9 protein-coding genes are annotated in these 14,275 nt (G+C 77.7%); 5 read left to right on the forward strand and 4 right to left on the reverse strand.

Annotated features, from left to right (window positions below):
* The first annotated feature begins 17 nt into the window (after positions 1 to 17).
* The 3 genes from recC to recD are packed head-to-tail and all read left to right on the forward strand — an operon-like array spanning position 18 to position 8,784.
* Positions 18 to 3,488, forward strand: a complete 3,471-nt coding sequence (gene recC, locus ACRYM2_RS15555) for an exodeoxyribonuclease V subunit gamma (protein WP_432523319.1) — start codon at positions 18 to 20, stop codon at positions 3,486 to 3,488.
* On the forward strand, positions 3,485 to 6,907 hold the full coding sequence (locus tag ACRYM2_RS15560; protein ID WP_432523320.1) for a UvrD-helicase domain-containing protein: 3,423 nt from the start codon (positions 3,485 to 3,487) through the stop codon (positions 6,905 to 6,907). The genes recC and ACRYM2_RS15560 overlap by 4 nt, the downstream gene beginning before the upstream one ends.
* Positions 6,904 to 8,784, forward strand: a complete 1,881-nt coding sequence (gene recD / locus ACRYM2_RS15565) for an exodeoxyribonuclease V subunit alpha (protein ID WP_432523321.1) — start codon at positions 6,904 to 6,906, stop codon at positions 8,782 to 8,784. Before ACRYM2_RS15560 ends, recD begins: the two co-directional genes overlap by 4 nt.
* Before the next feature lie 45 nt (positions 8,785 to 8,829).
* Here the strand turns inward: recD and ACRYM2_RS15570 are convergent, their stop codons facing one another.
* From ACRYM2_RS15570 to ACRYM2_RS15585, 4 genes are all read right to left on the reverse strand, one after another.
* The gene (locus ACRYM2_RS15570; RefSeq protein WP_432523323.1) at positions 8,830 to 9,390 is read right to left on the reverse strand and encodes a TOPRIM nucleotidyl transferase/hydrolase domain-containing protein; all 561 of its coding nucleotides are present in this window, start codon (positions 9,388 to 9,390) and stop codon (positions 8,830 to 8,832) included.
* Positions 9,391 to 9,398: 8 nt separating this feature from the next.
* A complete protein-coding gene (locus tag ACRYM2_RS15575; protein ID WP_432523324.1) occupies positions 9,399 to 10,775 on the reverse strand; it encodes an NAD(P)/FAD-dependent oxidoreductase in 1,377 nt (458 codons plus the stop codon).
* A 113-nt stretch (positions 10,776 to 10,888) separates the two neighbouring features.
* Complete coding sequence (locus tag ACRYM2_RS15580) at positions 10,889 to 11,350, reverse strand: VOC family protein (protein WP_432523326.1); 462 nt, start codon at positions 11,348 to 11,350, stop codon at positions 10,889 to 10,891.
* Positions 11,347 to 12,036: a DNA-3-methyladenine glycosylase I gene (locus ACRYM2_RS15585; protein ID WP_432523328.1), complete on the reverse strand. Its 690-nt coding sequence runs from the start codon at positions 12,034 to 12,036 to the stop codon at positions 11,347 to 11,349. The genes ACRYM2_RS15580 and ACRYM2_RS15585 overlap by 4 nt, the downstream gene beginning before the upstream one ends.
* Before the next feature lie 61 nt (positions 12,037 to 12,097).
* Here ACRYM2_RS15585 and aroQ point away from each other — a divergent pair, with 61 nt between their 5' ends.
* Positions 12,098 to 12,538, forward strand: coding sequence for a type II 3-dehydroquinate dehydratase (gene aroQ / locus ACRYM2_RS15590; RefSeq protein WP_432523329.1), 441 nt, complete (start codon positions 12,098 to 12,100; stop codon positions 12,536 to 12,538).
* Between the two features lie 43 nt (positions 12,539 to 12,581).
* Positions 12,582 to 14,246 (forward strand): FAD-binding oxidoreductase, encoded by a 1,665-nt coding sequence (locus tag ACRYM2_RS15595; protein ID WP_432523330.1) that lies wholly within the window; start codon positions 12,582 to 12,584, stop codon positions 14,244 to 14,246.
* Positions 14,247 to 14,275 lie beyond the last annotated feature (29 nt).

A 14,275-nucleotide genomic window follows, 5' to 3' on the forward strand; every position in this document is an offset into this window, starting at 1 on the left:
TCGGATAGACAGTCCGCGTGCTGCACGTCCACCGCTCCGAGAGCGCGACCGCTCTCGTGGCCGCCCTCGCCGACCTCCTGCACCGGCCTCCCGCCGGGGGCGACCCGTTCCGCGCGGAGCTGCTGGCGGTCGGCGCCCCCGGCACCGAGCGGTGGATCGCCCAGCGGCTCTCGCACCACCTCGGCGCCGGCGGGCAGGGCGGCGGGCAGGGCGGCGGGGGCGACGACGGCGTCTGCGCGGGCGTGCGGTTCTGCTCACCGGCCGAGCTGCTCGACGAGGTGCTCGCCGAGGTCGTGGCGGCGGTGCACCCGCAGGCCGCCGACGCCGTCGCGCGCTGGGCGCCGGACGCGCTGACCTGGCAGGTGCTGGAGGCCTTCGACGAGCTCGCGCCCGCCGGCGGCCCGCCCGCCGGCGCGCCGCCCGGCGCCGACGACGCGTTCGCGGTCCTGCGCCACCACCTGCGCCACCCCGCCGGCGAGGACGCGCCGCGCGTGCGGCGCACGGCCGCGGCGGCCCGGGTGGCGGGCCTGCTCACCGGCTACGGCGAGGCCCGCCCGCAGCTGCTGCGCGACTGGGCCGCCGGGGGCGGGCACGAGGTCGACGCCGACCTGCGCTGGCAGCCGGAGCTCTTCCGCGCCGTGCGCGCCCGCGTCGGCCTGCCCGCCCCCGCCGAGCTGCTCGAGCAGGCCTGCGCCGCCCTGCGCGCCGACCCCGCCCTGAGCGCCGCGCCCGCCCGGCTCGGCGTCTTCGCGCTCACCCGGCTCGCCCCGGCCCGGCTGCAGGTCCTCGCGGCGCTCGCCGAGCACCGCGAGGTCCACCTGTTCCTGCTGCACCCCAGCCCCGCGCTGTGGCGGGCGACCGCCGCGGCCCTGGCCGCCGGGCCCGCGGCCACGCGGCGCGCCGAGCGGGGCGAGGCCGCCGACGGCGCGGTGCGCCACCCCCTGCTGGCGTCGGCGGCCCGCGAGGTGCGCGAGCTGCAGGTGCGCCTGGCGCTGGCGGCGCCCGGCCACGGCGACGTGCACCACCCGGCGCCCGCCCCGGCGCCGACCCTGCTGGGGCGGCTGCAGGCCGCCCTGGCCGCCGACGAGGTGCCCGCCGCCGGCGGTCGCCGCCCGCCCGCGCCCGGCGACCGCTCCGTGCAGGTGCACGCCTGCCACGGCCGCGCCCGCCAGGTGGAGGTCCTGCGCGAGGTCGTCCTCGGCCTGCTGGACGCCGACCCGAGCCTGCAGCCGCGCGACGTGGTCGTCCTGTGCCCCGACGTGGAGGCCTACGCACCGCTGGTCTCCGCGGTCTTCTCCACCGACTCCCACCCCGGCGGCGGCCTGCGGGTGTCCGTCGCCGACCGCTCCGCGCTGCAGACCAACCCCCTGCTCGCCCTCGCCGCGCGGCTGCTCGTGATGGCCCAGGGCCGCGCCGGCGCCGGCGACGTCCTGGACCTCGCCGCCTCCGCGGCCGTGCGCCGCCGCTTCGACCTCGACGACGAGGCGCTGGAGCAGGTGCGCGAGTGGACCGTCGACGCCGGCGTGCACTGGGGCCTGTCCGCCGAGCACCGCCGCGGCTGGCAGCTCGCGGGGCTGGCGCAGGGGTCCTGGCGCGCCGGGCTGGACCGCCTGCTCGTGGGCGTCGCCGTCGGCGGCGCGGACCCGGCGGGCGCCGACCTGCTCGGCGAGGGGGCCGACGCCGTCGTCCCGCTGGCCGACGTGGAGTCCAGCCGCATCGACCTCGCCGGCCGCTTCGCCGAGCTCGTCGACCGCCTCGAGGCCGCCGTGCGGCGGCTGTCCGGGCGCCGCCCCGTCGCCGACTGGTGCGCCGCGCTGCTGGAGGGCGTCCTCGACCTCGCCGCCGCCGACCCCGACGCCGGCTGGCAGCTGACCCAGCTGCGCTCGGAGCTCGGCGCCGTCGCCGAGGACGCCGCCCGCGCCGGGCGCGCCGAGGTCGGCCTCGCCGACGTGGCGGCCCTGGTGGCCGACCGCTTCGCCGGCCGCCCGCAGCGCTCGACCTTCCGCACCGGCGCGATGACCGTGTGCAGCCCCACCCCGCTGCGCTGGGTGCCGCACCGGGTCGTCGTCCTGCTCGGCATGGACGACGGCGCCTTCCCGCGCCCGGTCGCCCCCGACGCCGACGACCTGCTCGCCCGCGACCCGCACGTGGGCGACCGCGACCCCCGCGGCGAGGACCGCCAGGTGCTGCTCGACGCCGTCCGCTCCGCCGGCCAGCACCTCGTCGTCACCTACGACGGCTGCGACGTGCGCACCGGCGCGCAGCTGCCGCCGGCCGTCCCCGTCGGCGAGCTGCTCGACGCCCTCGACGACCTCACCCCCGACGGCGCCCGCGACCACGTGCTCGTGCGCCACCCCCTGCAGCCGACCGACCCGCGCAACTTCACCCCCGGCGCCCTCGGCGGCCCGCACGCCTTCAGCCACGACACCACCGCCTTCGCCGGGGCCGCCGCCGCCACCGGCGAACCCGCCGCGCCGCCGCCCTTCCTGACCGGCTGGCTGCCGCCGGCACCCACCGCCGACCTCGACCTCGACCAGCTCGTGCAGTTCTTCCAGCACCCCGCCCGGGGCTTCCTGCGCCAGCGCCTGGACGTCGCCTCGGCCACCCGCGAGGAGGAGCCCGACGACGCGCTTCCCGTCGAGCTGGACGCGCTGGCCACCTGGGCCGTGGGCGACCGGGCCCTGGCCGCGCGCCTGCGCGGCACCGACCCCACCACCGTCGTGCGCGTCGAGGCCGCCCGCGGGCACCTGCCGCCCGGCCCCCTGGGCGCCCGGGTGCTGCGCCAGGTCGGCCCGCTGGTGGACCGCATCGCCGCCGTCGCCGCCGAGCTGGGCACCGCCGCACCCCGCGGCGTCGACGTCGAGCTGGACCTGACCGTGCCCGGTGCCGGCGAGGTCCGCCTGACCGGCGGCGTGCGCGGGGTGCGGCCCGTGCGGGCCGGCGGCCGCGCCGGCGGGGACGTGGCGGTCACGACGACCTACTCGCGCATCAGGGGCAAGCAGGTGGTGCGGGCCTGGATCGAGCTGCTCGCGCTGTCCGCCTCCCACCCGGCCACCGAGCACCGCGCCGTCGTCGTCGGCCGCGGCGCGCGCGGCACCGTGGGCGTGCTCACCCTCGGCCCGGTGCGGGGCGAGGTGGCGCGCTCGCTGCTGGTGGACCTGCTCGCCGTGCGCGCGCTCGGCCTGCGCACGCCGCTGCCGCTGCCCGTGGAGACCGCCTACGCGTGGGCGCTCGCGCGCTGGTCCCAGCGCGGCCCCGACGCCTGCCGGCGCGCCGCGGGCAGCGCCTGGACCTCCGAGTGGTCCTTCGACAAGGAGGACAAGCAGGAGGAGAACGTCACCGTGTGGGGCGGTGTGGCGGACCTGGACCGGCTGCTGGGCTGGGTGCCGCCGCCCGGCGCCCCCGAGGGCGCCCCGGCGGGCTTCGACGTGCTGGTGCGCCGGCTGTGGGAGCCGCTGCTCGGCGTGCACCGGGTGGAGGAGCGGTGAGCGCGCCCACCGGGGTCTTCGCGCTGGACGGCCCGCTGCCGAGCGGCACCACCGTGCTGGAGGCCAGCGCCGGGACCGGCAAGACGTACACCATCGCCGGTCTGGTCACCCGCTACGTGGCCGAGGGCCGCGCCCGCATCGACGAGCTGCTCGTGGTGACCTTCGGGCGCGCGGCCACCGCCGAGCTGCGCGACCGCGTCCGCGAGCGCCTGCTGCGCACCCGCGACGCCCTGGCCGACCCCGCCCGCGCGGCCGGCTCGGCCGACCCCGTCGTCGCGCTGCTGGCCGCGGGCGGGCCGGCCGAGGTCGCCGCCCGCCACCGGCGCCTGCTCGCGGCGCTGGCCGCCTTCGACTCCGCGACGGTCGCCACCATCCACGAGTTCTGCAGCCAGGTGCTCACCAGCCTGGGCACCGCCGCCGACGTCGACCCCACGGCCACGCTCGTGGAGGACGTCGAGGACCTCGTCGAGGAGGTCTGCGACGACCTCTACGTCCGCTTCGCCGTCCGCCCGGGGGGCGGGCCGCTGCCGTTCGAGCGCGCGGTGGCGCTGCGCATCGCCCGCGAGGCCGTCCGCCGCCCGGACGCCCGGCTGGAGCCGGCCGGCAGCCCCCCGGACTCCGCGGCGGACCTGCGGGTGCGCTTCGCCGCGGGCGTGCGCCGCGAGGTCGCCGCCCGCAAGCGCGCCCGCCGCGTCTTGGGCTTCGACGACCTGCTGCTGCGGCTGCGCGAGGCGCTGACCGCCGAGGTGGCCGGGCCCGTCGCCTGCGAGCGGCTGCGCCGCAGGTACCGCGCGGTGCTCGTCGACGAGTTCCAGGACACCGACGCCGTGCAGTGGGACGTGCTGCGCACCGCCTTCCACGGGCACTGCCCGCTCGTGCTCGTGGGCGACCCCAAGCAGGCCATCTACGCCTTCCGCGGCGCCGACGTGCGCAGCTACCTCGACGCCGTCGACGTCGCCGACCGCACCGCGACCCTGAGCACCAACCACCGCAGCGACCCGCTGGTGCTCACCGGCACCGCCGCGCTGCTGCGCGGGGCCGCCCTCGGCGACGAGCGCATCCTCGTGCGCCCCGTCGACGCCGCCCACCCGGGCGCCGCCCTCGTCGACGCCGCCGGCGCCGCCGACCCGGCGCCGGTGCGGCTGCGGGTCCTCGCCCGCGCGGACCTGCCGGCCGCGGCGGCGGGGCAGCCGCCCGTCGCCGAGGTGCGCGCGGCGGTCGTCGCCGACGTCGCCGCGCAGGTGGTCGCCGTCCTCTCCGAGGGCCTGCGGGTGCGCCCGCGCGACGGCGCTCCCGAGCGCGCGCTGGAGGCCGGTGACGTCGCGGTCCTCGTGCGCACCGGGGCCCAGGCCGCCCAGGTGCAGGAGCAGCTGCACCGGCGCGGGGTGCCGTGCGTGCTCTCGCGCGGCCCCAGCGTCTTCACCACCCCCGCCGCGCGGGAGTGGATCTCGCTGCTGGAGGCCGTCGAGCAGCCGCACCGCTCGCCGCGGGTGCGCCGCCTCGCCCTGTCCGGCCTGCTCGGGCGCACCGCCGCCGAGCTCGACGCCGCCGGCGACCGCGCCACCGACGAGCTGTCGGTGCGGCTGCGGGCCTGGGGCGCGGTGCTGGAGGAGCGCGGGGTCTCCGCGATGTTCGCGCTCGTGGCCGAGAGCACCCGGCTGCCCGAGCGGCTGCTGGCCCTGGAGGGCGGCCAGCGCCGCCTCACCGACCTGCGCCACATCGCCGAGGTCCTGCACACCGAGTCCGAGCTCAACCCCGGCGGCGGCGTCTCCAGCCTGCTGTCGTGGCTGCGCGGGCGCGTCGACCACGCCGACGGCGACGTCGACCCCGAGCGCTCGCGGCGCCTGGACACCGACCGCACCGCCGTGCAGGTCGCCACCGTCCACACCTGCAAGGGCCTGGAGTTCGAGGTCGTCTGCGTGCCGTTCGGCTGGGACTGCGCGGGCGGCGGCTCCGGGCGCGAGAAGGACCGGTTGCCGGTCGCGCACGCCCCCGACGGCCGGCGCGCCCTGCACGTGGGCGGCCCGGGCAGCGCCGGCTACGACGAGGCCTGCCGCGCCGCCGACACCGAGGACCTCGGCGAGGACCTGCGGCTGCTGTACGTGGCGCTGACGCGGTCGGTCTCGCGCTCGCTGGTGTGGTGGGCGCCGAGCGCGAACACCCCGCGCGGCGCGCTGCACCGGCTGCTGGCGGCCGACGACCCGCGGCGGGTGCCGGAGCGGGCGCCGCTGCCCGCCGAGGCGGTGCTGGCCGAGCGGCTCGGCGCGCTCTTCGGCGCCGGCAGCGGCGTGCGGCTCGAGCGCGCCGGGGCGGCGCCCGACCCGGGCCGCCTCCTCGCGCGCACCCCCCCGCCGCCGCGGCTGGAGGTGGCGCGCTTCGGCGGGGAGGTCGACCTGGACTGGCGGCGGACCTCCTACAGCGGCCTGACCCGCGCCGTGCACGAGCTCCCGGCCGCCCCGGAGCGGGTGGTGCTGTCCGCGCCGGACGTCGGCCGCGCCTCCGACGAGGTCGACGTGGTGGGGCTGACCGGTGCGCCCGGTGCCGGCGGGGTCGAGCCGCAGGAGGAGCCGCAGGAGGGGTCGCGGACCTGGCGCGGGGTGCTCTCGCCCATGGCCGACCTGCCCGCCGGCGCCGGCTTCGGCACCCTCGTGCACGCCGTCCTGGAGCGCTTCGACCCGGCCGTGCCCGACCGCGCCGCCCACCTGCTGGCGCTGGCGCGCGAGGAGCACGCCGGTGCGCTGGCGCAGCCGCTGGCGAGCGCGCTGGAGCCGGTGCTGCGCACGGGCCTGGGCCCGCTCGCGGGCGGGGCGTGCCTGGCCGACGTGGCCGCCGCCGACCGGCTGGCCGAGCTGGACTTCGAGCTGCCGCTGGCCGGTGGCGACGACGCCGGGCCGGTGGGTCCGCGGCTCGGCGACCTCGCCGGGCTGCTGCGCCGGCACCTGCCGGCCGGCGACCCGGTGCACCGCTACGCCGACGCGCTGGAGGACCCGGCGCTGGCCGGGGAGGTGCTGCGCGGCTACCTCACCGGCTCCGTCGACGCGGTGCTGCGCCGCGGCGGCCCCACCGGCCCCCGCTTCCTCGTCGTCGACTACAAGACCAACCGCCTCGGGGCGCCGGGGGAGCAGCTGACCGCCTGGCACTACCGCCGCTCCGCGCTCGACGAGGCCGTGCTGGCCGCGCACTACCCGCTGCAGGCGCTGCTGTACTGCGTGGCGCTGCACCGCTTCCTGCGCTGGCGCCAGCCCGGCTACGACCCCGACCGCCACCTGGGGGGCGTGCTCTACCTGTTCCTGCGGGGCATGTGCGGTCCCGGCGTCGAGGCCGCCGCCGACGGCGTCCCGCCCGGCGTGTGGTCCTGGCGGCCGCCGTCGCCGCTCGTCCTGGCCCTCTCCGACCTGCTCGCCGGGAGGCGCCCGTGACCACGCTCCACCCGCAGGCCCCCGCCGGGGACCTGGCCCCCGCCGAGGAGCAGGACCGCAGCGCGCGCCTGGCGCGCGGGGCCACCGGCCTGCTGCGCGAGGCCAACGCCCTGGGCCTGCTGCACGCCGCCGACGTCCACGTCGCCCGCCGCCTGGGGGCGCTCGGCGGCGAGGACGACGAGCGCGTCCTGCTGGCGCTCGCCCTGGCCGTGCGGGCCGTCCGGCACGGCTCCGTCGTGCTGCACCTGGAGCAGGTGCCGGCCACGGTGGTGCCCGAGGACGCCGACGACTCCGGCGACGTCGAGGCCGTGGAGGTGACGTGGCCGCCGCCGCAGGAGTGGCTGGAGGCGGTGCGCCGCAGCCTGCTGACCACCGAGCACACCGCGGCCGGGGACGGCGCGGCCGGGCCCACCACCCCGCTGCACCTGGTCGGCGACGCGCTGTGGCTGGACCGCTACTGGCGCCAGGAGCGCGCCGTCGCCGCCGACCTGCGGGCCCGCGCCACCGGGGTCGCCGGCTACGAGGCGGCCGCGGTGGGCGCGGTCCTGGACCGGCTGTGGCCCGGCGCCCCCGCCGACGACCAGCGCGCCGCCGCGGCGGTGTGCCTGACGCACGGGGTGTCCGTGCTGGGCGGCGGGCCGGGCACCGGCAAGACGACGACGGTCGCCCGGCTGCTGGCGGCCCTGCACGCGCTCTCCGACGGCGTCCCGCGGGTCGCGCTGGCCGCCCCGACGGGCAAGGCCGCGGCCCGGCTCACCGAGGCGGTGGTCTCCGCGGCCGCCGAGGAGGTCTTCACCCCCGCCGAGCGCCGCTTCCTGGAGACCACCGGCGCCTCCACGCTGCACCGGCTGCTGGGCATCCGCCCCGGGTCGGTGCGCGCCCGCTTCGACGCCGAGCACCACCTGCCGCACGACGTGGTCATCGTCGACGAGGCGTCGATGGTGGGGCTGGGGGTGATGGCGCGGCTGCTGGCGGCGCTGCGGCCGGGCGCCCGCCTGGTCCTGGTCGGCGATCCGCAGCAGCTGGCCTCCGTGGAGGTGGGCGCAGTGCTGGCCGACCTCGTGGCCCCCGGCCCGGCCGCCCCGCACGGCATCGCGCTGCTCACCCGCACCCACCGCTTCAGCGCCGGCGGGCGCATCGCGGCGCTGGCCGACGCGGTGCGCCGCGGTGCCGCCGACGAGGTCGTCGACCTGCTGCGCGCCGGTGACGCGCCGGGGCTGGAGTTCTTCGAGGTGCCCGACGAGGAGCCGGTGGCCGGGGCGGCGCTGGAGGCGGTGCGCGCCGACGTCGTCGGGCGCACCGGTGCCCTCGTCGGGGCGGCCCGGGCCGGGGACGCCGCGGCGGCGCTGGAGGCGCTGGAGGCGCACCGGGTGCTGTGCGCGCACCGCCACGGCGGGCGGGGCGTCTCGCACTGGAGCGCGCTGGCCCAGCGCTGGGCGGTGGAGGAGTTCGGCGTCAGCGTGCGGGCGGACGGGCGCTACGTGGGCCTGCCGGTCATCGTGACGGCCAACGACCCGGCGGTCGGGGTGTTCAACGGCGACACCGGGGTGGTGCTGGAGCGCGACGGCGTCCTCGTCGCGGCGCTCGGGCGCGGCGAGGGCCCGCTGGTGGTGCCGCTGGCGCGGCTGGCGGCCGTGGAGCCGGTGCACGCGATGACGGTCCACCGCAGCCAGGGCTCGCAGTTCGGCGCGGTGACGGTGCTGGCCGCGCCGGCGCGCTCACCGCTGGCGACGCGGGAGATGCTCTACACCGCGCTCACCCGCGCCCGCGAGCGCGTGCGCGTCGTCGGTTCCGTCGACGCGGTCGTCGCCGCCGTGCAGCGCCCGCTGGCCCGCGCGACCGGCCTGGCCGAGCGGCTGCGCACCCCCCTGCCCTGACCCGGCCACCGGCGCGTGCGGGACGCCGTGCCCGGGGCGGCGCGGTCAGCCCCCGCCGTGCTCCCGCACCTCGGCCAGCACGGTGCGCAGCACCACCGGCAGGTCGTCGCGGGCGGCGGCCCGGGCGGCTGCCTCGTAGGCCGCGGGGTCCTTGGTGGCCGGGACGGTGAACGACGGCCACTGCGCCAGCTCGGCCTCCAGGTCGTCCTGCAGCGTCGTCACCGGGGCGGGGGCGAGGTCGGCGAGCACCTGGGCGGTGGCGCGGCGGGCGGTGGCGCGGGCGCGCGCGGGGGTGCGCGAGCGCCGCCACGCGCCGCCGTCGCCGTCGAGGACCACGTGCACGGCGGCGCCGTGGGCGCGGCAGAGCGCGGCCGCCAGCGGCAGCGCGTGCTTGCCGCCGGCGGCCACCACCCGCACGCCGCTGCCCTCGAGCAGCACGCCGAAGACGGCCGCGTCCGTGGCGCCCTCGACGAGCAGCACCCGCGCGGCGCCGGCCACCGAACGCGCGAAGCCCGCCGGCAGCGCGGTGTGCGCCAGCCGGCGGGCTCGGGCGGTGCTGGTCCGCAGGGAGGCGGCGACGAACGCCACCGCCTCCTCGCCGACCACGGGCGGGGTCAGCCGACCTTCGGCTTGTCCTCGGCCTTCGGGTAGATCTCGGTGTTCTGCGCGGTGGTGATGAGCGCGTCCTCGGGACGGGTCGCGTTGATCGCCACGGACTGCGGCGGCAGGACCGCGTGCAGCGCCCAGTCGGTGAGCACCCGGATGCGGTTGCTCATCGCCGGCAGCGCGTACAGGTGGTACCCGCGGGCGACGATCTTGGCCGGGAAGCCGGTCAGCTCGATGCCCAGCGGCTTGGCCACCGCGGTCGTGCCGCCGAGGTCGGCGACCAGGCCGAGGTCCTTGTGGACGTAGTCCTTGGCGACGCCGATGCCGAAGCTGGCGGCGACGTTCTTGCCGACCTGGGTGCCCTGGCGCTGGGCGTGCTGCGCGGTGGGCGGGGTGACCGGCTGCGGGCCGTCGGCCGGCTTCGGCTTGGCGAGGTCCGGCACGGCGGCCGCGTCACCGGCGGCCCAGATGTCCTCGGCGACGCGCATCTGCGCGTCCACGACGAGCCGGCCGCGGTCCAGCGGCAGGCCCAGGGTGGCCATCAGCGGGTTCGCGACGATGCCGGCGCCCCAGATGAGGGTGCGCGAGGGGACCGGCGTGCCGTCGGTGAGGTTGATGACGTTGCCCTCGACGGAGGCCACGGAGACGCCCAGGCGCACGTCGATGCCGCGGCCCTTGAGCGCGGACAGCGCGTACTGGCCCAGCCGCGGCCCGAGCTCGGGCAGGACGGCCGGGGCCACGTCGATGAGCAGCCAGCGGACGTCCTTGACGTCGATGCGCGAGTAGCGGTCGGCCACGCGGGTCAGCCAGCGCTGCGTCTGCGCCACGATCTCGGTGCCGGTGTAGCCGGCGCCGACCGCGACGACGGTCATGCGCTCGGCGCGCTCGGCGTCGAAGCGCGGGTCGTCGGGCAGGGCGTCCGCCGCGTCCAGCTGCGCGATGAGGTGGTCGCGCACGAACGCGGCCTCGGTGATGGTCTTCACGCCGCGGGCGGCCTCGGCCACGCCGGGGATCGGGAAGCGCCGGGTCACCGAGCCGGGGGCGAGGATCAGCTTGTCGTAGGAGAGCACCTGGGTGCCCTGCTCGACCTGGCCGCGCTCGCTGCGGGAGATGGTGATCGTCTTCGCCTCGACGTCGACCGAGGTGGTGTGGCCGACGACGAGCTTGTGCTTGGGCAGGGCCTGCCGCAGCGAGACCGCGACGTGGCGCGGCTCGATGACGGACGCGGTGACGTCCGGCAGCAGGGGGCTGTAGGTGAGGTGGTCGGTGGGGCTGACGATCACCAGCTCCGCCGTGGAGGCCGGGAGGAGCTTCTCGAGCTTCTTGCCGGCGTACAGGCCGGTGAAGCCACCCCCGACGATGACGACACGCTGTCGATCGACCATGTGGACACCTCTTGTCTCTGGCTCGCCGGGATCGTGGTTCCCGCTTCGACGCACGATCCTCCCACGGCACCGCGCGGAGCTTCACGCGGTGTCACGTCGACCCCGCCGCGGCGTCACCCGCGGCCGTCGGCGGCGGCCTCCAGGTCGGCCACGACGAGGCGGCGCATCCCGAGCATCGCCTGCAGCGCGCGCTGCGCGCGGGCGGGGTCGGGGTCGCCCAGCAGCTCGCCGAGCCGGGTGGGGACCACCTGCCAGGACACGCCCCAGGGGTCCTTCAGCCAGCCGCACGCCGACTCGCTGCCGCCGCCGGCGACCAGGCCGTCCCAGTAGTGGTCGACCTCGGCCTGGTCGGCGCACAGGACCTGGATCGAGAACGCCTCGGTGGGCGGGAAGCGGGGACCGCCGTTGAGGCACAGGTACTCCCGGTCGCCCAGGCGGAAGGAGACCGTCAGCGGCGCGCCGTGCGGGCCGGGGGTGGTGCCGGTGACCGCGGAGCCGGGGAAGAGGGAGACGTAGCGCTCGGCGGCGGTCAGGCCCTGGTCGTCGAACCACAGGCAGGGGACGGTGCTGCTCATCGGGGGGTCCTCTCGGAAGGGCGGTTCTGCTGTCGGGAGGTGGACCCGCCGGCCGCCCGGGACTGAGCGGTCGGGCCGATCGGGGCGCGGCGGGCGGGGCAGCGGGCGAGGTGGTCGTCGACCAGCCCGCACGCCTGCATCGCGGCGTAGGCGGTGGTGGGGCCGGTGAAGCGCAGGCCCGCGGCCTTGAGCGCCTTCGACAGGGCCGTCGAGGCCGGCGTCAGCGCCGGCACGTCGGCGGGTCCGCGCGGGGCCGGCGGCGGCGGGTCGGGCGCGAAGGACCACACGAGCTCCGACAGGCCCTCGCCGCGTTCGGCCATCGCCACCACGGCGCGGGCGTTGGCGATCGTGGCCTCCACCTTGCGGCGGTTGCGGACGATGCCCGGGTCGGCCAGCAGCCGCTCGACGTCGGCCTCGCCGTAGCCGGCCACGACGTGCGGGTCGAAGCCGTCGAAGGCGGCGCGGAAGCCCTCGCGCCGGCGCAGGACGGTGATCCAGCTGAGGCCGGACTGGAACGCCTCCAGGCTCAGCCGCTCGTACAGCGCGGCGTCGCCGTGCACCGGCCGGCCCCACTCGGTGTCGTGGTAGCGCTCGTAGAGCGGGTCGCCGGTGCCGAAGCAGCGGAAGGGCTGCGCCTGCGGCTGCGTCTCGGGCTGCGTCTGCGGCTGCGTCTCGGGCTGCGTCACGGACCGCACGCTGGCACCGCCCTCGGACACGCGGGCGCCGGAGGTCGCTAGCGTCGGGCGGATGAAGGTCCTCGTCCTCAACGGGCCCAACCTGGGACGCCTCGGCAAGCGCCAGCCCGAGGTGTACGGAACGACGACGCTGGCCGACGTCGACGCGCGCCTGCAGGCGCTGGCCGCGCAGCTGGGCGTGGAGGTCGAGCTGCGCCAGACCGACGCCGAGCACGAGATGCTCGGCTGGGTCCACGAGGCGGCCGACGCGCGCCTGCCGGTGGTCCTCAACCCGGCGGCCTGGACGCACACCTCGGTGGCGCTGCGCGACGCCTGCGCGGAGCTGTCCGCGGGGCTGGTGGAGGTGCACCTGTCGAACGTGCACGCGCGCGAGGACTTCCGCCGCCACTCGTACATCACCCCCGTCGCCACGGGGGTGGTGGCCGGTCTCGGGGTGGACGGCTACGAGCTCGCCGTGCGGTTCCTGGCCTCGCGCGTCGGAGGTGGCGCGTAGGCTCCCGGGGACCGGTCAGGACAGCGGGAGTGCAGGAGTCGTAGTGGTCGAGCACATGAAGTGGTGGGGCTGGGGCCAGGAGGGCGTCGCGTTCCACCACGAGGACAAGCCCAACCTCGCGCCGTTCGCGTTCAAGATGGCGGGCATCGACTTCAACGCCCCGCCCGTGCGCGTGCCCGAGCTGTCCGAGCTCACCGTGCCCGCCCCGCGGGCGCCGGAGCAGCTGCGCGCCGCCCTGGTGGAGGCGCTGGGCGCCGACCACGTGCGCGACGACGACCTCGACCGCGTCGTGCACACCTACGGCAAGTCCATGCGCGACCTCGTGCGCATCCGCCGCGGCGACTTCGGCCGCGTCCCCGACCTGGTGCTCTACCCGGGCACCGAGGCCGAGGTGGAGGCCGCGCTGCGCATCGCGCTGGAGGCCGACGCGGTGCTCATCCCCTTCGGCGGCGGCTCCAACATCGTCGGCAGCCTGGAGGCCCCGCGCGAGGAGACCCGCCCGGTGCTCTCCCTGGACGTGGGCCGGATGCGCCTGCTGCTGGAGCTGGACGAGACCTCGCAGACCGCGCGCATCCAGGCCGGCGCCCTCGGCCCGGACCTGGAGGCGCAGCTGAACGCGCGGGGCTGGACGATCGGGCACTTCCCGGACAGCTTCAAGCACTCCACGCTGGGCGGCTGGATCGCCACCCGCTCCTCGGGCATGCAGTCCGACCGCTTCGGCGACATCGCCGACATCACCCGCGCGGTGCGCGTGGTGACGCCCAAGGGCCTCGTGGCCACCGCCCGGGTGCCGGTGCAGTCCGCCGGCCCCAGCGTGCGCGAGATGGTCCTGGGCAGCGAGGGGCGCCTGGGCGTCATCACCGAGGCCACGGTGCAGGTGCACCGCCTGGCCGAGGAGCGCACCATCCAGGCGTACTTCTTCCCCGACTACGCCAGCGGCCTGGCCGCGATGCACGACATCGCCGCCTCCGACGCCTCCCCGTCCATCACCCGCGTCTCGGACGCGATGGAGACCCAGTTCACCCTGGCGACCTCCAAGAAGGGCAGCCCGCTCTCGCAGCTGCTCAACAAGGGCGTGCAGCTGTACGCCAGCCGGCGCAAGGGCTTCGACCTGTCGAAGATGTGCCTGTCGTTCATCGGCTTCGAGGGCTCCGCGCTCGGGGTCCGCCGCAACAAGCAGCTGGTCGCCGAGATCGTCAAGGAGCACGGCGGCTTCGGCGTCGGCAGCGGCCCGGGCACGCTCTACGACCAGAAGAAGTTCGACACCCCCTACATCCGCGACTTCATCCTGGACCGCGGCGCCTACGGCGACGTGTCCGAGACCTCCTCGTCGTGGGCGGTCCTGGAGACGCTGCACGACGAGGTGGTCGCCGCCGCGCAGAAGGCGTTCGCGGAGGTCGGCATCAAGGGCTTCGTCTTCTGCCACCTGTCGCACAGCTACCACTCCGGTGCGTGCCAGTACTTCACGTTCGCCTTCCAGCCGCCGACCGACCGCGACGGCCTGGAGGCCTACGACCTCGTCAAGGGCGCCATCCAGCAGGCGTTCATCGACAACGGGGGCACGCTCTCGCACCACCACGCGGTGGGCCGCGAGCACAAGCGCTGGGTCGCCGAGGACCTCTCGCCGGCGGGTGCCGAGATCGTCGGGGCGCTGTTCTCCGGCGTCGACCCCGGCCGCAACCTCAACCCGGGCGCGATCGTCGACTGACCCCCGCCCGTCCCGGCCCCGCGGGGCCG

It is taken from the genome of Kineococcus aridisoli (assembly GCF_050871885.1).
Taxonomy (GTDB): Bacteria; Actinomycetota; Actinomycetes; order Actinomycetales; family Kineococcaceae; genus Kineococcus.